16 protein-coding genes, 2 tRNA genes and 1 pseudogene are annotated in these 18,240 nt (G+C 69.1%); 11 read left to right on the forward strand and 8 right to left on the reverse strand.

Features of this window, described 5'->3' with window-relative positions; translation table 11 throughout:
- A pseudogene (locus ACFE8Y_RS10085) lies at positions 1-83 on the forward strand (DNA-binding response regulator); the annotation flags it as partial.
- Between the two features lie 152 nt (positions 84-235).
- Positions 236-697 (forward strand): PTS sugar transporter subunit IIA, encoded by a 462-nt coding sequence (locus ACFE8Y_RS10090; RefSeq protein ID WP_375464255.1) that lies wholly within the window; start codon positions 236-238, stop codon positions 695-697.
- A 69-nt stretch (positions 698-766) separates the two neighbouring features.
- On the opposite strand, the gene ACFE8Y_RS10095 is transcribed toward ACFE8Y_RS10090, so the two are convergent.
- The 3 genes from ACFE8Y_RS10095 to glmU form a co-directional block, all read right to left on the reverse strand.
- Complete coding sequence (locus ACFE8Y_RS10095; protein WP_375464256.1) at positions 767-997, reverse strand: hypothetical protein; 231 nt, start codon at positions 995-997, stop codon at positions 767-769.
- Between the two features lie 222 nt (positions 998-1,219).
- The gene (gene glmS, locus ACFE8Y_RS10100; protein ID WP_375464257.1) at positions 1,220-3,046 is read right to left on the reverse strand and encodes a glutamine--fructose-6-phosphate transaminase (isomerizing); all 1,827 of its coding nucleotides are present in this window, start codon (positions 3,044-3,046) and stop codon (positions 1,220-1,222) included.
- Between the two features lie 308 nt (positions 3,047-3,354).
- Entirely contained in the window at positions 3,355-4,728 is a 1,374-nt protein-coding gene (glmU, locus tag ACFE8Y_RS10105; RefSeq protein WP_375464258.1) for a bifunctional UDP-N-acetylglucosamine diphosphorylase/glucosamine-1-phosphate N-acetyltransferase GlmU, read from the reverse strand.
- Positions 4,729-4,998: 270 nt separating this feature from the next.
- Here glmU and ACFE8Y_RS10110 point away from each other — a divergent pair, with 270 nt between their 5' ends.
- From ACFE8Y_RS10110 to ACFE8Y_RS10120, 3 genes are all read left to right on the forward strand, one after another.
- Positions 4,999-6,609, forward strand: coding sequence for a glucan biosynthesis protein (locus ACFE8Y_RS10110; protein ID WP_375464259.1), 1,611 nt, complete (start codon positions 4,999-5,001; stop codon positions 6,607-6,609).
- Between the two features lie 148 nt (positions 6,610-6,757).
- A complete protein-coding gene (gene mdoH, locus ACFE8Y_RS10115; RefSeq protein WP_375464286.1) occupies positions 6,758-8,845 on the forward strand; it encodes a glucans biosynthesis glucosyltransferase MdoH in 2,088 nt (695 codons plus the stop codon).
- A gap of 418 nt (positions 8,846-9,263) precedes the next feature.
- The gene (locus ACFE8Y_RS10120) at positions 9,264-9,563 is read left to right on the forward strand and encodes a hypothetical protein (RefSeq protein ID WP_375464260.1); all 300 of its coding nucleotides are present in this window, start codon (positions 9,264-9,266) and stop codon (positions 9,561-9,563) included.
- Between the two features lie 586 nt (positions 9,564-10,149).
- Here ACFE8Y_RS10120 and ACFE8Y_RS10125 read toward each other — a convergent pair.
- Positions 10,150-10,533 carry a hypothetical protein gene (locus ACFE8Y_RS10125; RefSeq protein ID WP_375464261.1) on the reverse strand — a complete coding sequence of 128 codons (384 nt, stop codon included), beginning with the start codon at positions 10,531-10,533 and terminating at the stop codon, positions 10,150-10,152.
- 616 nt (positions 10,534-11,149) lie between these two features.
- On the opposite strand from ACFE8Y_RS10125, the gene ACFE8Y_RS10130 reads away from it, so the two are divergent.
- The 4 genes from ACFE8Y_RS10130 (at position 11,150) to ACFE8Y_RS10145 (ending at position 13,111) form a co-directional block, all read left to right on the forward strand.
- Entirely contained in the window at positions 11,150-11,785 is a 636-nt protein-coding gene (locus tag ACFE8Y_RS10130) for an FkbM family methyltransferase (RefSeq protein ID WP_375464262.1), read from the forward strand.
- Between the two features lie 5 nt (positions 11,786-11,790).
- On the forward strand, positions 11,791-12,720 hold the full coding sequence (locus ACFE8Y_RS10135) for an exostosin family protein (RefSeq protein ID WP_375464263.1): 930 nt from the start codon (positions 11,791-11,793) through the stop codon (positions 12,718-12,720).
- On the forward strand, positions 12,717-12,902 hold the full coding sequence (locus ACFE8Y_RS10140; RefSeq protein WP_375464264.1) for a hypothetical protein: 186 nt from the start codon (positions 12,717-12,719) through the stop codon (positions 12,900-12,902). Before ACFE8Y_RS10135 ends, ACFE8Y_RS10140 begins: the two co-directional genes overlap by 4 nt.
- A 119-nt stretch (positions 12,903-13,021) precedes the next feature.
- A tRNA-Ser gene (locus tag ACFE8Y_RS10145) sits at positions 13,022-13,111 on the forward strand.
- A 564-nt stretch (positions 13,112-13,675) separates the two neighbouring features.
- Here the strand turns inward: ACFE8Y_RS10145 and ACFE8Y_RS10150 are convergent.
- Both ACFE8Y_RS10150 and ACFE8Y_RS10155 read right to left on the reverse strand, forming a co-directional pair.
- Positions 13,676-14,398 carry an SDR family NAD(P)-dependent oxidoreductase gene (locus ACFE8Y_RS10150; protein ID WP_375464265.1) on the reverse strand — a complete coding sequence of 241 codons (723 nt, stop codon included), beginning with the start codon at positions 14,396-14,398 and terminating at the stop codon, positions 13,676-13,678.
- The gene (locus ACFE8Y_RS10155) at positions 14,395-14,652 is read right to left on the reverse strand and encodes a hypothetical protein (protein WP_375464266.1); all 258 of its coding nucleotides are present in this window, start codon (positions 14,650-14,652) and stop codon (positions 14,395-14,397) included. Before ACFE8Y_RS10155 ends, ACFE8Y_RS10150 begins: the two co-directional genes overlap by 4 nt.
- A gap of 110 nt (positions 14,653-14,762) precedes the next feature.
- Here ACFE8Y_RS10155 and ACFE8Y_RS10160 point away from each other — a divergent pair, with 110 nt between their 5' ends.
- A complete protein-coding gene (locus tag ACFE8Y_RS10160; RefSeq protein ID WP_375464267.1) occupies positions 14,763-15,245 on the forward strand; it encodes a CAP domain-containing protein in 483 nt (160 codons plus the stop codon).
- A 559-nt stretch (positions 15,246-15,804) separates the two neighbouring features.
- Here the strand turns inward: ACFE8Y_RS10160 and ACFE8Y_RS10165 are convergent.
- Positions 15,805-15,880, reverse strand: a tRNA-Lys gene (locus ACFE8Y_RS10165).
- 425 nt (positions 15,881-16,305) lie between these two features.
- Between ACFE8Y_RS10165 and ACFE8Y_RS10170 the strand changes: the two genes are divergently transcribed.
- Positions 16,306-17,409 (forward strand): hypothetical protein, encoded by a 1,104-nt coding sequence (locus ACFE8Y_RS10170; RefSeq protein ID WP_375464268.1) that lies wholly within the window; start codon positions 16,306-16,308, stop codon positions 17,407-17,409.
- Between the two features lie 340 nt (positions 17,410-17,749).
- Here the strand turns inward: ACFE8Y_RS10170 and ACFE8Y_RS10175 are convergent, their stop codons facing one another.
- On the reverse strand, positions 17,750-18,055 hold the full coding sequence (locus ACFE8Y_RS10175) for a hypothetical protein (RefSeq protein WP_375464269.1): 306 nt from the start codon (positions 18,053-18,055) through the stop codon (positions 17,750-17,752).
- Positions 18,056-18,240 lie beyond the last annotated feature (185 nt).

Below are 18,240 nucleotides of genomic sequence, written 5' to 3' on the forward strand. Positions count from 1 at the left end.
ATCCCGAGCGCCCGCGCCTGCTCCTCACCGAGACCGGCGTCGGCTACCGCCTGCGTGCGCCCGACGAGACCCACCGTCCGTAGCCTCGACGTGCCCGGGAAAACGTGGCCAAGAAAACGTGCCCAAGAAAACGTGGCCGAAAGAAAACGTGGAAGAACCGGCGGGATCGCCGGAGCGATCCCCTCACCGGAGAAGACCCGTTGCCCGACCCGATCAGCCCTCCCGGCCCGACGCGATGACGATCGCGGATCTGCTCTCCCCCGATCACGTGCTGCAGGCTTTGCGCGGTTCCACCAAGGCGATCGTGCTGGAGGAGGTCGCGCGACGCGCGAGCGAGGCGCTCGCCCTCGACGGTCAGGGGGTCCTGTCCGCCCTGCGCCGCCGGGAGGCCCTGGGCTCGACCGGCGTCGGCGACGGTATCGCCATTCCGCACGCGCGCCTGGATCAGGTCAACCGACCCTTCGGGCTGCTGGCGCGCCTGCGCGCGCCGGTGGCGTTCGAGGCCATCGACGAGCGTCCGGTCGACATCGTCTTCCTGCTCCTCCTTCCGACCAACTCCGACGGCGCGCAACTGAATGCCCTGGCGTGCGTGTCGCGACGCCTGAGGGACGCCGAGACCGCGCGGCTCATCCGCGGCGCGCGCGACGCGTCGGCGATGTATGCCGCGATGCGCGGGGGCCACGTCGCGCAGCGCTGACGGACCGCGCGTCTCCCGGGGGGCAGAGGGCTCCGGGCGCGGCCCGGAATCCTCGCGGGCGGAGAACCGTCACATCCTGAACTCGACGCGCTCGGCCGACAGCGTGATCGCGTCCGGCCTGCGGTGCGTCTCGGCCGTCGCGTAGTGGATCGCGTCCTTGCAGCTTCGGAAGAGGCCGCCGCCGAGCCCGTGCGTCTCGACGGCGACCCAGCGCCCCTGCGGGTCCTGCCCGACGATGAAGCTGGGCCGGACATCCGGCGCGGGAGACACGATCGCGGCCGGCTGGATGGGGATCGACATGGTCTTGCAGGGGTTCCGCGCGATCCGTCATGGGACCGCAGCCTGAAGCTGAGGCCTTTGGCGTGAGGGTACGAGATGGACGCTGCAGCGATGACGTAAGGGTCTCATGAAGCTGGTCGTATCGGCGTCCCATCCGCGAGGCTGGCCTCGCTTCCAGCGCAAGGCGTCGGGCCCGGTCCGCTTCGAATGCGGGATGCACGCGCCGGATCGCGCCGATCGCGCCTACTCGACGGTCACCGACTTGGCGAGGTTGCGCGGCTGGTCGACATCCTTCCCCATGAAGACGGCGGTGTGGTAGGCCACGAGCTGGATCGGCACCGCGTAGACGATCGGCGCCACCGTCGCGTCGAGGTCGGGCATCGTCACCGTCGCCATCGTGTCGAGGCCGTGCTCGGCCGCGCCCTTGGCATCGCCGATCAGCACGATCCGGCCGCCGCGGGCGGCCACCTCCTGCATGTTCGACACGGTCTTCTCGAACACCGCGTCGTGGGGGGCGATGACGATCACCGGCACGCTCTCGTCGATCAGCGCGATCGGCCCGTGCTTGAGCTCGCCCGCCGCGTACCCTTCCGCGTGGATGTAGCTGATCTCCTTGAGCTTCAGCGCGCCCTCCAGCGCCATCGGGTAGCTGGTGCCGCGCCCGAGGTAGAGCACGTCGCGTGCCTTCGAAATCTCGCGGGCCAGCCCCTCGATCTCGCCCTCGCGCCCGAGCGCGTCGGCCATCAGGCCCGGCACGGTGATGAGCGCGTCGACGAGGCGGCGCTCTTCCCGCCCGTCGATCGTGCCCCGCGCGCGGCCCGCGGCGATGGCGAGGCAGAGCAGCACGGTGAGCTGGCAGGAGAACGCTTTGGTCGAGGCGACCCCGATCTCGGGGCCGGCCAGGGTCGGCAGCACCACGGAGGATTCCCGCGCGATCGTCGAGGTCGGCACGTTGACGACGCAGAGCGTGTGCTGCCCTTGAGACTTGGCGTAGCGGAGCGAGGCCAGCGTGTCGGCGGTCTCGCCCGATTGCGAGATGACGAGGGTCAGCCCGCCGTGCTCCAGCGGCGCCTCGCGGTAGCGCGCCTCCGAGGCCACGTCGATGTCGACGGGCAAGCGCGCGATCTGCTCGAACCAGTACCGGGCGACGAGGCCGGCATAGTAGGCGGTGCCGCAGGCGGTGATGGAGAGGCGGGTCAGCTTGGCGAAGTCGAACGGCAGGGCCTCGGGCAGCGCCACCCGGCCGGCGGCGAGGTCGACGTAGTGGCTGAGCGTGCGGCCGACCACCTCCGGCTGCTCGTGGATCTCCTTGGCCATGAAGTGGCGGTGGTTGCCCTTGTCGATCCGGTAGGCCTGCGTCGCGATCCTCTGGCGCTGCCGTTCGACGATGTTTCCATGGATATCGCGGATCTCGGCGCCCGCGCGCGAGAGCACGGCCCAGTCGCCCTCCTCCAGGTAGGTGAGCGCGTCGGTGAAGGGCGCGAGCGCGAGCGCGTCCGAGCCGAGATAGGTCTCACCCTGCCCGTATCCGACGGCGAGCGGCGCCCCGTGGCGGGCACCGATCAGCAGGTCCTCGCATCCCGCGAACAGGAAGCCCAGCGCGAAGGCGCCGCGCAGGCGCGGCAGGCATGCCGCCACCGCTTCCACCGGCCCGAGGCCCCGGTCCATGGCGTGGCTGACGAGCTGTGCCACCACCTCGGTGTCGGTCTCGCTCTCGAACCGGACGCCCGCGGCCTCCAGCTCGCGCTTCAACGCGCGGAAGTTCTCGATGATGCCGTTGTGGACCACCGCCAGCCGCTCGGTGGCGTGAGGGTGGGCGTTGGCCTCGTTCGGGCGCCCGTGCGTCGCCCAGCGGGTGTGGCCGATGCCGATCGCGCCGGCGAGCGGCTCCTCGCGCAGCCGCGCCTCCAGGTTGGCGAGCTTGCCCGAGGCCCGCCGCCGCGCCAGCCGCCCGCCTTCGAGCGTCGCGATGCCGGCCGAGTCGTAGCCGCGGTATTCCAGCCGCCGCAGGGCCTCGACCAGAGGACCCGCGACCGCTCCGCCCCCGACGATGCCGACGATGCCGCACATGATGGTTGTCTCTCGATGGCGATGCTCTGGCTCGAGCCCCGAGGCGATGCGCAAGGGGCGGACCGGCCCGCGGGAGCCTCGTCGGAGGCGTTGAAGTCCAAACGGGTTGTATCGGATCGGGACGCGGCTGTGCCAGCCCGAAGGCATATCGGCCAAGGTCTCAGGCTGCGTGCCGTAGAGGTGCCCGCACCCGCTCGGGTTCGGCTCCCATGGGCCTCTCGGCGTGCTGCGCCTCGTCCGCCCCGAACGATAGCAGACTCTCACCTTTGTTCAGGGTTTCAAGAAGCTCAGGCGAAAGGCTTTCGGAGCTAGCTTTTCTCCGAGCGAGCAGCCCGCAGTGCCGCCCGCTTGCCCGCGGCCCAGCCCGGCTTCACCGCCTGCCGTCCGCGGGCGACGGCGAGCGCACCCTCCGGCACGTCCTCGGTGATCACCGAGCCCGAGGCGACGAAGGCGCCGGCGCCGATGCTGACGGGGGCGACGAGCGCCGAATTCGAGCCGATGAAGGCGCCCGCGCCGATCGACGTGCGATGCTTGGAGACGCCGTCGTAGTTGCAGGTGATCGTGCCGGCCCCGACGTTGGCCGCCGCCCCGACCTCGGCGTCGCCGAGATAGGTCAGGTGCGCGGCCTTGGCGCCGGGGCCGAGCCGCGCGTTCTTCAACTCGACGAAGTTGCCGATCGTGGCGCCGGCCTCCAGCACCGCTCCGCCGCGCAGCCGCGCGAACGGGCCGACGCCGGCGCCCGCCTCCAGGCGCACGTCCTTGAGGTGGCAGAAGGCGTGGACGACGCAAGCCTCGTCGATCCGCACGCCGGTGTCGAACACCACGTGCGGCTCCACCAGCACGTCGCGGCCCAGGATCGTGTCGTGGCTGAGGAAGACCGTCTCGGGCGCGATCAGCGTCGCCCCGCCGAGCTGCGCGCCGCGGCGCAGGCGCGCCTGGATCGCGGCCTCGGCCACCCCGAGCTGCACCCGGTCGTTGACCCCTTGCGCCTCCTCTTCCGCCACCGGCACCACCGCGACGGGCAGGCCGTCGCCCACCGCCAGCGCCACGGCGTCGGGCAGGTAGTACTCGCCGGCCGCGTTGTCGTTGCCGATCCGCGTGAGAAGCGCCAGCGCGTGGGGGCCCGCCAGCGCCATCAGCCCGGCATTGCACAGGGTCACGCGGCGCTCCTCGGGGCTCGCGTCCTTCTCCTCGCGGATCGCGCGGACGCGCGTACCGTCCGTCAGCACCCGGCCGTAGCCGGTCGGGTGCGCGGACTCGAAGGCGAGCACGGCCACCGCGGCGCCCTCAGCCAACGGCGCCCGCAGGCGCGTCAGCGTCTCGGCCGTGATCAGCGGGGTGTCGCCGAAGGCGACGATCACGTCGTCGCCCGCGCCCAGCATGGCACGGGCCGCCAGCACCGCGTGCGCCGTGCCGAGGCGCTCGACCTGCGGGAAGACCGCCGAACCCGGCGCCTGCGCAGCGATCTCCCGGGCGACGTCGTCGCGGCCGGGCTCGGCCACCACGGCGATGCGGGCTGCACCCGCCGCCTGGACGGCGGCGAGCACGTGGCCGAGCATGCTCCGGCCGGCGAGCCGGTGCAGCACCTTCGGCAGGTCGGAACGCATCCGCGTGCCCTTGCCCGCCGCCAGCACGATCGCCGTCAGCGCCCGCGGGCAGGGATTGCTCTCAGATGGAGTCATCACGATTCCCCGGGCGCCGGTCTCCGATGGTGTGCCCGACCGCGCCGCGTCGGCGCCGGATTAGCCGATGGCGCGCGATGCGCAAAACCGGCGACGGTCGTGTCGAGCCTGAGCGCGGTTCGGCGATCAGGCACGGCAAGGATCACGCACCGCGTGGAAAACGCACGGCTCCAACGCCCTTAAGGACGGGTTCAGGCGCGGGGATGGTACATGAGGCCCGTGTAACGAACCATTTCGGGGCGTCCCGACCAGCCCCGTGCATGAAGGCGCATGACGCTGCCGACCGATCTGCCCCCCGCCGACGCCGCCCGCGATCCCGGTCTCCCCGGATCGCGGGATCACACCCGCCGCACCGTGCTGCTCGGCACCGTGGGGGGGGTGCTCGCGGGTGCCGGACTGTCCCGCGCCGACGATGCCCCTGCCCTGCCGGCCGCCGGCGCGGCCTTCGACGCGGGCACCGTGGTCGAACTCGCCCGCGCGCTGGCCAAGCGCCCGTACGCGGCGCCGCGCACCGACGATCTGCCCGCCTCGCTCAAGGCGCTCAGCCGCGAGCAGTACGGCGCCGTCCGGGTCAAGCCCGGCGCGGCGATCTGGGAGGGCGACGATCTCGGGTTCACCCTCGAACCGCTGCACCGCGGCGCGATCTTCACGGAGCGCGTCGCGCTGTTCCTGGTCGAGGACGGCCGCCTGCGCCCGGTCCCCTACGATCCGGCGCGCTTCGAGACCGGGGGCTTCGCCCTGCCCGCGTTCTCCGAGGATCCGGGCTTCTCCGGCTTCCGCCTGCGCGCCCGCTTCGCGACCGGGGCGGACCTCTCCGACTTCGCGGTGTTCCAGGGCGCCTCGTTCTTCCGGCTGGTCGCCGCGGGTCAGAACTTCGGCATCAACGCCCGTGCGCTGACGCTGCGCCCGGCCGACGACCGCGGCGAGGAATTCCCGCTGCTCCGCGCCGTCTTCATCGAGCGCCCCCTGGAGCGGCCCCCGCAAGCCCCCTCGGCCGGCGGCCCGATCGTCCTGCACGCGCTAATCGATTCCGAATCCGCCTCCGGCGCGCTGCGCATGAGCCTGACGCCCGGCACCGACGCCTCCACCGCCGAGATCACGGCGACGGTCTTCGCCCGCAAGGACATCGACCACCTGGGTCTCGGGGGCATGCAGGCGAGCTACCTGTTCGGCCCGGCGGACCGGCGCCGCGTCGACGACGCGCGGTCCGCAGCCTTCTCCGCCGACGGCCTGCAGATCCGCAACGGCGCCGGCGAGGCGATCTGGCGGCCGGTGCACAACCCCGACACCCTGCAGATCTCCTCCTTCGTCGACGCGGGACCGAAGGGGTTCGGGCTGATGCAGCGGGCGCGCGCTCGGGACGCGTTCGAGGACGACGTGCAGCACTGGGAGCGGCGCCCCTGCCTCTGGCTGGAGCCGGGGGACGATTGGGGCGCGGGCGCGGTGACCCTCCTGGAGATCCCGAGCGACTCCGAGTTCAACGAGAACGTCCTGGCGTACTGGCGCCCGAAGGCCGCGCTCGCGGCCGGGGCCGAGACGACGTTCCGCTACCGTCAGCACTGGTGCTGGCAGCCGCCGGCGCCGACCCCCGTCGCGACGGTGACGGGAACCCGCAGCGGGCGCGGCAGCTCCGGCACGCGGCGCCTGTTCCTGGTGGACTTCACCGGCGAGGGCCTCGCGGACGGGCCGCTCGACATCGCGCTCACCGCGGACCCCGGGACGATCACCCGCCAGCAGGTGTTCGGCGACCCCGAGCGCAGGACCGTGCGGGTCGCCTTCGAACTCGATCCGGGGAGCGAGCGCGCGAGCGAGCTGCGCCTCGTCCTCCGGCGCGGCGACCGTGCGGTGACCGAGACGTGGCTCTACCGCTGGACGCCCTGACGACGCCGCGCGCCCAACCCCGTCGATCCCGGCCCGTCGGGACCGGTGAGATCTGAACGAAGGATTTTCCACCATGCGCCCCGACGCTTCCGCCGCCCGCCGCCCGATCGAGCCCGTCGGCGACGCCGCCTGCGACTTCGCCGCGGCGATGCCGGCCGAGGCGCCGCTGGCGATGCCGGTCCAGGACCTCTCCGCCTGGGACCCCGCCGCCGGGCACCGGCCGGCCCGGCGCCATCCGCGTCCCTGGCTCGCCCGGCTCCTCGTCTTCGGCGGGGCGGCGCTGCTCGCGGCCTACGGCGGCCTGCAGATGTACGAGACCGTCTCGGTCTCGGGCAGCCCGACCGCCCTGCAGTCCGTCCTCGTCGCGCTGTTCCTGCTGACCTTCTCCTGGATCGCGCTGGCCTTCACCAGCGCGGTGGTGGGCTTTGCCGTGCTGCTCGCCCGCCCGCACCTGCCGCCGGTGCCGGCGCGGCTCGCCACCCGCACCGCCATCCTGATGCCGGTCTACAACGAGGGCACCGCCCGCACCTTCGCGGGGCTCGAGGCGATGCGCGAGGCCGTCGACGCCACCGGCCTCGGCGAGCGGTTCGACTGGTTCGTGCTCTCGGACTCGACCCAACCCGACGCCTGGATCGCCGAGGAGCGCGCCTTCCTGGCCCTGCGCGCCGAGCTCGGCGCGGACGCGCGCCTGTACTACCGCCACCGGCCGAAGAACCACCACCGCAAGGCCGGCAACATCGGCGACTTCGTCGCCCGCTGGGGCGCTGCCTACGACCACGTGCTGGTCCTCGACGCCGACAGCCTGATGACCGGCGAGGCCGTGGTGCGCTTGGCCGGCGCGATGGAGGCGGACCCGGATGCCGGCATCATCCAGACGCTTCCGCTCATCATCAACCGCAACACGCTGTTTGCCCGCGTGCAGCAGTTCGCCGCCCGGATCTACGGGCCGGTCATCGCCACGGGCTTGAGCCACTGGTCGGGCCGCGACGGCAACTACTGGGGCCACAACGCGATCATCCGGACGCGGGCGTTCGCCGAATCCTGCGGCCTGCCGGATCTGCCCGGCAGACCGCCCTTCGGCGGCCACGTGCTCAGCCACGACTTCGTCGAGGCGGCGCTGATGCGGCGTGCCGGCTGGGCGGTCACCATGCTGCCGACGCTGCCCGGCTCCTACGAGGAGAGTCCGCCCTCGCTGATCGACGTGGCGGTGCGCGACCGGCGCTGGGCGCAGGGCAATCTCCAGCACGCCCGGATCATCGGGGCGGCGGGCCTCAGCCTCGCCTCGCGCCAGCACTTCGCCACCGGGATCGCCGGCTACATGGCCTCGCCGTTCTGGCTGTGCCAACTCGTGGTCGGCATCGCGCTGGTGCTGCAAACGGCCTACGTCCGCCCCGAGTACTTCACCAGCGAGTTCGGGCTCTACCCCGTCTTCCCGCGCTTCGATCCGGTGCGCGCGCTCCAGCTCTTCGGGCTCACCATGGGCATCCTGCTCGCCCCGAAATTTTTGGGACTTGCCCTCGCGCTCATCGACACGCCCGTGCGCCGGGCCTGCGGCGGCGCCGGCCGGCTGGTGCTCTCCTGCCTCATCGAGATCCTGCTCTCGGCGCTCATCGCGCCGATTGCGATGCTGATCCAGTCGGGCTCGGTCTTCGGCATCCTGCTCGGCCGCGACACCGGCTGGAACCCGCAGCGGCGCGACGACGGCTCGATCCCGCTCCCCGACATCGTGCGCCGCCACCGCTGGCACACGGCCCTCGGGCTGGTCTCCGGGGTGGCCGCCTTCGCCATCGCCACCTCGCTGTTCCTGTGGATGTCGCCGACGATCCTCGGCCTCGTGCTGGCGATCCCGATCTCCTGGGCGAGCGGCCAACTGGCGCTCGGCCTCGCCCTGCGCCGCCGCGGCCTGCTGGTGACCCCGGAGGAGCGCGATCCGCCGGCCATCGCGGCCCGCGCCGGGTGCCTCGCCGCCCGCAACGCCGAGCGCGGCCTGGACGCGGCGGACGCGCTGGCCGCCCTCCACGCCGACACGGCGCTGGCCGAGGCCCACGCCCGGATGCTGCCCGCCGCTGCGCCGCGCCCGCGCGGCCGGATCGACCACGACCACGCGCTTGCCCAGGCCAAGGTCGTCGAGGCGGAGACGATCGAAGAGACCCGCGCGTGGCTCTCGCCCAAGGAGCGCATGGCCGTTCTCCACGACCGCGCCCTCCTCGACCGGCTCGCGCGCCTCGCGAACTGAACCGATCTGCCGAGCGCCCGCTCCGGTCCCGGCTGCGACCCGAACCACGGCCGCGATCCGACGAGCGGACGCGTGCCGACACATCCGGTCCTCGGCTGGGCCAGAGGGCCGGGCGCCCTGCCTCGCAAGACTTATCGACTCAGGATCTCGCCCGCGCGGAGCCACTACGGCTTCGTCCCGCCCCCCGGGATCGCCGACGCGATCAAGCCTTGCGCAGGAAAAGTCCTTGCCAAGGGCGTTGCGGCCGCTCACGCCGTGCGGCGACGTCGGAGCCGGCATCCCAGCTCATCATCCTCGTCGGTAGCCCGCGTGACGGATCGGCTCGCGCCTCCACACGCGCGGGCCGCTCAGGGGCCTGGTGGCGCTCCGAGGCTTCCGGCACAGAGGGGCGATGCCCTCGCAACCGGAGAACGATCAGATGCAGCAGGACACGCCCGACATCGACAAGGCCGCCCGCACGATCGCCGAGAACGTCTATGCGAGCTTCGCACGGATGGCGACGCGGCCGGCCGAGCCGCTGGCGGAGCAGACGGTGCTCACGCGGCTGGTCGAGGCGATCCGACCGCAGATGGGCGGCTCGGCGCAGGCCATCGTGGCCGCGGCCAACGGAGCGCTCGACGCGTGGGAGCAGCAGGACGACGCGGTACGGGGCCCGCGGGTTGAGGCGGTCGACCTCCGTGATGGAGCGGTGACGATGCGATCCGTCGAGCAAGGATAGGTGCCGTGGGTGGGCGCCCTCCGTCGACGGATCGGCTTGGCGGCGCCCGCCCGGCGCCCGATCATTCCCCGGCGTTGAAGCGGAACGCGCCCGCGCGACCAAGCCCCTGTCAGCGAGCAGGCAAGATCGACCTTCCGGAGGGAACCGCCACGCCGATGGCCAGGGTGCGGTGCGGGACGGCGCCCCCGTCCGTGGATCGCTCGCGGGCCTATGGTGGGACAACCCCTGGTTCGGATCGCTGAGCCACGCCGCGCGGATCGAACACGGATTCCGGATCGTGGCGGCCTGCGCCTCGATCGCGCCGGAACGGCTCCAACCGGATTGGGCAGCAAAAGGCCCCGCCGCGCAGCAATCCGCGGCAGGGCGACGTTCACGTTGAGCGGTGGAGGCTCAGGCTTCGTCTCGCGACGTCCGACTCATGCCCGTCGCTCGACTGACGGCGGCGGTTGGGCGGGCTTGTCGTGATTGGCTTTTAGGGTCGTGCCCGATCACGTTGGATCGGGTCACGCCTCTGGGTCCTTGTTTCGTCGCGCTCTCTGGCGACGAACGGGCGCCCACTCGAAGAGCGCTCCAGAACCTGCTGCCTTCAGTAGCCGTACGGACCGTAGCCGTAGCGGTAGATCGGCCTGCGGTAGCCGTAGCCGTAAGGACCACCGTAGTAGCCAACCGGCGCATAGCCGTAGCCGTAGCCAGGGTAATCGTAGCCGTAACCGCCGTAGAGGCCGCCGGCCGCGAGGCCCAGACCTACGCCGAGACCGAGGCCGCCAAGACCGTAGCCGTAGCCGCGGTAACCGTAGCCGCGGCCGTAGAAGCCGCGTCCGTAGCCGCCGCGAAACCCTGCGCCACGGAAACCACCGCCGAAACCACCGCCGCGGAAGCCGCCGCCACCGAAGCCGCGGGCGTCAGCGCCGGCCGGCATGAACGCCAGTGCGGCAACGAGTGCCGTCGAGGCAAGAGCAAGACGCTTCATCGAGATCATCTCCTATCCGATCAGTCCGCCGCAGAAACGCAGGGAGGAGAGAACCCGATCCCGAAGAACCGGGGCCAGATTGCCGCGGATTTGTATCATACTGTTGCTGCTAAATCCGCGCGCCCGACTACGGAGAGATGAACCGCGGCCGAGGGCCACGGAGCCGGAACGCTTGCCGGGGGGCGGGCCTGACAACGTTCCCATCTCGACGGCCGCAGTAAATGACCGTTCCGGACGGTGACCGGTTCTTGCGTCGGCCGGCTCCTGCGCCGCGGTCTCCGTGGCATCCCGCCGTCATCGGCACCGCGCTCAACCTGCCACGCTGCACCCATGCGTTGCCGGAATATCAGGAGGATGCGGGCGCCAAGATCGACGCTGCCGCGCCTCCGGCCGGAGAGACGCTTCCGCCGCGCGGGGAATTCGGCAAGTTTTGCGAGGGTTAGATATCCGTAAGCGTTATTGTCGCTATGCCGATAGGCGCGGAAGGGGGTTGGCAGCACGCATGGCTTGAGGCACAAGCCCGATAAGCTGATCGCTGCGCGAGTCATCGCGACATGGGGATGCAATGCTTGTAGGCGATGATTTCCGACCCGCGCGATCTATTATCAATCTAGCGTTGAGTGAGAACGCTTATCTGTTGTATTCGCAGTTCGGCGAAGACTTGGTTATGGATCTGATTTTTTGCGACCATCGGAAGCCGGGCTTTTATTTCGATATTGTCGCTCATGATTCTCAGCGCTTCTCTAATACGCAGCTTTCTTATAAGCGCGGCTGGCGCGCGATAAACAGAGAAGATGATAAAAATATTATTGAAGTATTTAAGCTTGCTCGCTCAGAGAATATCAGCATATCTACGCTTTTATCGCACAAGGTCGATGCCCTAAAATTCAATTGGTTCAGCGAGGCGGCTGTCAAAAGAACCTCTGACCAGAAATCGTCGAAGTATTCCTTGCAACGTCCTATAGTTTCTAGCAAGCAGATCACGCCGCGGCGGTTGCAGGATGTGCTATCCGACCACGTTTCTCCACATCGGCAAATCGATTGCTTGTCGGTCGATGTAGAGGGCGCCGATTTTCAAGTCCTCAAGGGGAACGATTCGGAGCGGTTCAAACCGGATATCCTGATCGTGGAGGGAGACGGGCAGGATCTCATGAATGCCGGAGCCCACCCCAGCGTCGCCTACCTTGCGGGGCAAGGTTACCGCCTGAAGCACGTCATCCACGTGTCAGCGTCCTTTATACGCCAGGGTTAATGCAGATGATCCCTCGATTCAAATTCACGCTAGCGCCTATCCTGAACCTACAAAGCATCAATCTTTTCTTGTCAGAAAAGACGATGGGAGCGTTATCACACAGCCATTGGGTCAAGACGGTCCCGGATTATTCAGAAAAAGATCCAGATGTATATGTATGTGAAGCATTCGGGGGTGCAGATCATGTCGAGATTTTTGCATTGCTGAATTGGCTCTCTAGCCAGGGGAAGTCATCCATCCTGCTTTGGACTGACGATTGGGCGCTGCCACCTCTCTTGCCAAAGAATTCTCTCGTTTTCCAAGTGGCGAGCCCCCCACCATTCGGCTGCAGTTACGGATGGAATAACGGCGTCTACGGTCCGCACCTGGCTCCGGGCTGGCTTCCATCCAACGAGCGGCGCTACACAGCCTGCTTCATCGGCGATCGAAGGACACACCAAACACGTCGAGCCATTTTCTCGCAAGACGTTCAGGAGCAGCCGGACTTCCTGATCCGGGAGGCTCAATGGTGGGACAACACAGACCAAGAAGCTCGAAATAGTATGGCTCAGAGCTACTCCGAAACCATGGCGCAGTCGAAGTTCGCACTTTGCCCGCGCGGGCTCGGCCCGTCGAGCGTGCGTCGCTGGGAGGCGTCCTACTCTGGGGCAATACCCGTGCTCATTGATGACTTCACCAGACCATGGAACGTCGACGCGCCGGCAATCAGGGTGGACTGCACGACACTCCCGGAGCCCGAATGGGGTGACGCGATCGTCTCTGCGGTCCGGAAGGCGGAAGCCGACGCTTCCAAGATGCAGATGGAACTCAAGCTCTGTCTCATCAATGAACTGGACGCGCCGGCCATATCCAGTACACACTTCGGTGTTGGTCATGTCGCTAGAACGGCAAATATGTTTTGGGATGGAACAAGACTTTCAATGGGAGTGTCGTGAGCGACCTTGTTGAAATTTGGTTAGGCGTCGATCTAGACGGCCCCGCGGCACAGCTTCTGGCGAGCGGTGTCCATCCGAAGATCGCGCCGGAACGCCTTGAACATTCGAGCGTCGGCATCACGTTGGACTTCTACTCCCCCATTGCTGCCGGGGATGCAGGAGGATGCAGCGGCCAAGGTTGACGCTGCGCTCAGGGCGGTCATAGAGAAGCTCGCCGGCTGGAAGGGTAGCAAAGCGGTGGCAAACAGCGAATTCAACGCCTCTCGTTGAAAGGCAAATTCGTCAAGGGCCGCAACGGTTTGGAAGGGTGGCCGAGTGGTTTAAGGCAGCGGTCTTGAAAACCGCCGTGGGTGCAAGCCTACCGTGGGTTCGAATCCCACCCCTTCCGCCAAGACCCTCTGTGCGCTCATGGTAACTTAGCGGAACAACCGCCCTACCCCCCCCGCGCGACATCCGCGCGCGATCTCCGCCCTCTCCGGCCCCGATCCCCGCTCGGCGATCCGTCTCGGCTCCCAGCAGAGCGAGAGGGGCGGGTATGAGCGCGGAGAAAGCCAAGCCGAAGTGTCCATGCTGTGATGGCCATGCCCGAGTCGTCTTGGCGAATTCATGGTTCCTTGAAGACGGCTATCGACAGGAGCGCTGCGGGGTCTGCTCGGGCACGGGTTTCAATCCGCCTGGATACCAGGATTGGGGCAGGTTCCGCGCGGCAGCGACGCGTAGGCGCAAAATCAAATGGCACTGCGCGCAGGATCGAATGTCATCACCGCGAAGCGGTGACGGACGCCAGCTGTACCCTTGAAGAAGCCTTCAAGCAACCCAGGCGGGAGGCGTTCGGCTTCGCGGTGCTGCGAGCGGTCGGGGGCAGACGTGGGCCGACCAATTCCCGAGGACGACATCAAGCTCCGAGATGAAGACGCGCGCCCGACGGCAACGGCACGCTCCTCGTGACCTCGTGTCACCAGGGTACGGTCTGACCCTGATAGTCCAGGAAGGCGCAGCCATCCTTGGGTCCCTGATCAAGGCGACCTTCCAGTACAGCGACCATGCCGCGGACACTCGTCTCGACATCGAGGGTGGCGCGCCGTCCGCCAAGGTCGGTCCGCACCCAGCCCGGATGCATGAGAACGACGCCCCAATCCGCCGTCGCGTACTGCCCGGCGAACGAGCGTGCCAGGGTGTTCAAGGCGGCCTTGCTCGCCCGGTAGCTGCTCCAGCCGCCACCCTGGTTGAGCGAGACGCTGCCCAGCTTGGACGTCATCAGGACGATCAGCCCACCCGGTGCGACGCGCTTGCGGAACGTCTCGGCGAAGCGGATGGGGCTGATCGCGTTCGTCTGAAACACGCGCCCCGCTACGTCGCGCGGCATCTGACCCGCCGGAGTTCCGGCCTGCGTGGCCACGCCCGCCACGACGAAGACCATGTCGAACGGCGCCTCTGCCTTGAGGCTGCTCCACAGGGCAGCGACGGCGGCATCGTCGTCGATGTCGAGGTCCGTCACGATGCGCAGACGTGCGGCGCGTGCGGCAACGTCGGTCAGGGCGGCGGATGGCCGACGAACGGTCGCGGTGACGTGCCAGTCCCGCTCCAGCAGGCGTGCGACGATGCCCAGGCCGAGGCCGCGTGAGGCGCCGACGATCAGGGCCCGCCGTTCTTGTCCACCGTCCCTGTCCGCTGTCATTGGACCTCCGTCAGCGAAACGCTCGCGCGCCGCAGGTCGATGCCGATGGTGTGCTCGCGCGCAAGGTCCCAGGCGCGGTCGCGCCTCCGTGTGATCCGGCTTGGCACGCCTCGGCGCTTCGTCGCGCGATACCCCGACGCGTTGCACGCCGCTCGTCTGAGCCGATACCCCGCTGGCCCTTCACGCGGCGAGATCCATGGCCTCATCTCCAGCGCTTCCACCTGCGGTACGCCGGCCTTCAGCGCCAGCGCCACGGTGCCGATCCCGCCATGGTGGACGAGCGCGCCACAACCATGCTGAAAGGAATCGCGCTCAACCGACCCGAGCGAACGCGTGCCCCTCTCATTGCGCAACGATCCAGCCCATGCATCAGCGACGCGCATCCTGGACCGCGGCTCTCTTGCTGACACTGACCGGCTGCTACAGCGGGCCTGCCCTCGATGTGACCGTCCCGACGCGAGGCGTGATCCTTGACGAACAGGCTGCTGCGACCACGATCAGCCGCTATCGAGCTCAACACGGGCTTGGGCCGGTCGTTCTCGATGGACGCTTGACGAGGGCGGCCGCCTACCAAGCTCGGGCTAACGCAGGATCTGGTCAGCTCAGCCACGACGTAGGCGGCTCCTTCGATGAGCGCATGACGCAGACAGGTTTTGCAAAGGGGTATTCGGCAGAAAACCTTTCAGCTGGATCGGCAACATTTGATGAAGTGTTTGCGCGCTGGCAAGCTTCTCCGCATCACAACCAAAATATGCTTACGCCTCAGTTCCGACGTATAGGTATAGCTCGAGTTGATGCGCCAGGCTCTATGTACGGACGGTTTTGGGCTCTAGAATTAGCAGACTGACCCCAACTACCTATCGGGACGACGGCCTACTACCGAAACGTACCGGGGCGGCCAGTCGGCATTCCGGCATGGGAGTTCGGGCGATAATCAGGTAGCGCCGTCGGCATCCGCGCTGACCCACAAGCCCGAGCAGCGCCGCCCCGCAGGCCGTACTGACGTTCCCTCTACCGGACCATGGCAGCGGGCCGCCGACACCGGCCTCGATCACCACGTCCGGGATCTCGGGCTCCGGCACATCACCGCGCGGTCGTTGTCGCAGCCCCGCAGCCACACGACCCGGCTCTCGTGTCCCTCCGATGCGCCGAGGCTCGATTCCGCGTCGGCGCCGTCCTCTCGATCCGCGTCCGCGTCGATGCGGCACTACAGCCGCGACGTGAACAAGCGCCGGCTCGCCCGGAGCGGGATGAAGAGGCGTGGAAGGAGACGAGGGCGCACCTGTTCGGCGACGGCGCGTCGACGGCACACTGAAGCGGGGGGTTGGACACAGGTTGCCGAAACTTCGACACAGCAGGATCTTGGACATCCTGTCGGTTGCGGCTGAGTCAGAATATAAGATAGGTGGTGAGCGCGCTGGGGCTCGAACCCAGGACCTACAGATTAAAAGTCCGTTGCTCTACCAGCTGAGCTACGCGCTCGCGTCCGCCGTTTGCCCGGCCGCGCGGGCCCGGCCCGTGGAGGCGTGGCAGGCAATAGGGGAGCCAGCCGGACCGGTCAACACGAGGGCGAGTGGCGTGCAGGGCAATCGGGTGAAATTCGATTGTCATGATTCCGGGCGCGAAGAGCGCCCCGCGGAGCGGGCTTTGCAGGACGCCAAGTCCTTCAAAGTGTCAACAAGTCCTGCAAAGCATCGAGCGGAGTAATAGCCAAGGCCGCGGATGCGGCCGCTGGCGCTTGAGGACCAGGCAAGAACGCGGGGCAATCGGGTTCATCCGATTGCCCTGGAGTGGCGTGCCGCCTCGGGCTGCCCCGCGGTCGCCACGGTCTGCTGGCAGGGCTGGCCCGCTCGTGTTCACGGCTCGGAACGCGCCCGTGATCGGCACCGATCCGCTTCAGATCGACCATGATCGTCATGTTCTCCGCCGCGGCCCCGGCCTGGGCACGCTTCTCCGCCGCCTTCGCCCTCACGGGGATTGCCGCGGGCCTTGCCGCACTCGGCTTCGTCGCGGCGATGGACCCCTACGGCCTGCGTGCGGGCCCGGGGCGGCCGGCCGGGCCGCTCATGGATCGCAACCAGCGCTTCATGTACCCGCAGGTCGCCCGCGCGGGGGCCTACGACGCGGCCGTGTTCGGCACCTCGACGGCCCGCCTCCTCGATCCGCGGGACCTCGACCGCGCGTTCGGGACGCGGTTCGCGAACCTGGCCGTCAACGCGGCCACGCCCGACGAGCAGGGCGCCCTCGCGCGGCTCTTCCTGCGCCGGGGCGGCGCGCGGGCCGTGCTGTTTGCCCTCGACGCCACGTGGTGCGAGGCGCGGCCCGCGCGGCGCACCGCCCACCCCTTCCCGGACTGGCTCTACGCCCCCGGCATGCCCTGGGGCCGCCTGCGGCAGATGAACGGGCAGAGCCTCGGGATCGCGGCCCGCGTCGCCCTGAACCGTCTCGGCCTCGATCCGGCCCGCATCCGGGACGACGGCTACGCGGTCTTCACGCCGCCCGAATCCGCCTACGACGCGGCGCGCGCGGCGCGCCACATCCACGGCGGGGACGGCGGCCTCGATCCGGCCGCCTCCGACCCGGAGCCGGCCGCGCCGCGCGCGTTCCCCGCGCCCGACGCGGCACCCCCGCAGGCGGTTGAGCCGGAAGCGAGGCCGGCGATGCCGATGCTGTCCGATCTCGACGGGCTCCTGGCGCAGGTGCCGGCCGGCGCGCACAGGCTCGTCGCCTTCATGCCCGTGCACGCGGTCATGCAGGGGCTGCCCGGCACGGCGCAGGGCGTGCGCGAGGCCGCCTGCAAGGCGCAGGTGGCCGCGATCGGCCGGGCACGCGGCGCGGTGGTCGTCGACTTTCGCATCCCCTCGCCGATCACGACGCGGGACGAGAACTACTGGGACGCCCTGCACTATCGCCTGCCGGTGGCGGCCCGCATCGTCGAGGGCCTGCGGGCGGCGGCGCAGACCGGCCTCGACGCGCCGGACGGCGCCTACCGGGTGCTCGCGCATCCGTGAGCGCGGGCGGGGCTCACTGCGCCACGATGCTGTAGACCACCATCCCGGTGCCGACCACGATCGCGGTGTAGGCGAAGGCGACGCTCTTCCAGTCCGCGTCGCGGGACGCAAGCGCGCGTTGCAGGCGTTCCATGGTCCGGCTCTCCTCGTGGGCGGTGGATGGACCGGCGGTCCGCAGTGGGCGCGGGACGCCGAAAGGAGTCTTCAGGCGACGGGGATGCCGCGCAGGAAGACGGGACGATCCCGCGCGGGGATCGGGCACGTCCCGTGTTTTTCGAGGCTTCACGGGACGTGCTCTCGTGCCGGCGCGCGGCCCGATGCCGGTGCGTCGCACCAAGCCTCAATAGAACGAGACGCCGGCGCCGTAAGGGCCGATCCGCAGGCCGGGCAGCCCGACGCCGTAGCGAGGGCCGTAATAGCCGTAGACCCGGCGCGGTCCGTAATAGCCGTAACGGCCGTAGATCGGCTGGCAGACGCCGTACACGGGCGCGTAGCCGCGGCCGCAGCCGTAGGCGACGGTGACCGTCGCGGCCTCGCCCGCAAGCGGTGCGGCTCCGGGCCCGAACGGGGCGGCGTGGGCCGGTGAGGCGAGGCCGAGACCGCCCGCGACGAGCCCGGCGAGTCCGATTTCCTTGACGTGCATCATGATGAACTTCCTCGACTGTTCGCCGCCGGACGATCCGGGTTACGAACTATTCGATTGGTATGATGCGCCCCGAATGCTGTATGTGCCGAATGTTACGCGGATGATGTCCGCCGAAGGCTGCGGAAGCGCAGTCGATCACGTGTATCCGGCCGGCGTGCGCCGCCGCACCGAAGTCCCGGATCGCC

Source organism: uncultured Methylobacterium sp., assembly GCF_964242245.1.
Lineage (GTDB): Bacteria > Pseudomonadota > Alphaproteobacteria > Rhizobiales > Beijerinckiaceae > Methylobacterium.

What these genes read in the sequence shown, in the direction of transcription:
- ACFE8Y_RS10090 (WP_375464255.1), top strand. Translation starts at nt 236, where the DNA reads ATGACGATCGCGGATCTGCTCTCCCCCGATCACGTGCTGCAGGCTTTG.
- ACFE8Y_RS10095 (WP_375464256.1), bottom strand. Translation starts at nt 997, where the DNA reads ATGTCGATCCCCATCCAGCCGGCCGCGATCGTGTCTCCCGCGCCGGAT.
- glmS (WP_375464257.1), bottom strand. Translation starts at nt 3,046, where the DNA reads ATGTGCGGCATCGTCGGCATCGTCGGGGGCGGAGCGGTCGCGGGTCCT.
- glmU (WP_375464258.1), bottom strand. Translation starts at nt 4,728, where the DNA reads ATGACTCCATCTGAGAGCAATCCCTGCCCGCGGGCGCTGACGGCGATC.
- ACFE8Y_RS10110 (WP_375464259.1), top strand. Translation starts at nt 4,999, where the DNA reads ATGACGCTGCCGACCGATCTGCCCCCCGCCGACGCCGCCCGCGATCCC.
- mdoH (WP_375464286.1), top strand. Translation starts at nt 6,758, where the DNA reads ATGCCGGCCGAGGCGCCGCTGGCGATGCCGGTCCAGGACCTCTCCGCC.
- ACFE8Y_RS10120 (WP_375464260.1), top strand. Translation starts at nt 9,264, where the DNA reads ATGCAGCAGGACACGCCCGACATCGACAAGGCCGCCCGCACGATCGCC.
- ACFE8Y_RS10125 (WP_375464261.1), bottom strand. Translation starts at nt 10,533, where the DNA reads ATGAAGCGTCTTGCTCTTGCCTCGACGGCACTCGTTGCCGCACTGGCG.
- ACFE8Y_RS10135 (WP_375464263.1), top strand. Translation starts at nt 11,791, where the DNA reads ATGATCCCTCGATTCAAATTCACGCTAGCGCCTATCCTGAACCTACAA.
- ACFE8Y_RS10150 (WP_375464265.1), bottom strand. Translation starts at nt 14,398, where the DNA reads ATGACAGCGGACAGGGACGGTGGACAAGAACGGCGGGCCCTGATCGTC.
- ACFE8Y_RS10160 (WP_375464267.1), top strand. Translation starts at nt 14,763, where the DNA reads ATGCATCAGCGACGCGCATCCTGGACCGCGGCTCTCTTGCTGACACTG.
- ACFE8Y_RS10170 (WP_375464268.1), top strand. Translation starts at nt 16,306, where the DNA reads ATGATCGTCATGTTCTCCGCCGCGGCCCCGGCCTGGGCACGCTTCTCC.
- ACFE8Y_RS10175 (WP_375464269.1), bottom strand. Translation starts at nt 18,055, where the DNA reads ATGATGCACGTCAAGGAAATCGGACTCGCCGGGCTCGTCGCGGGCGGT.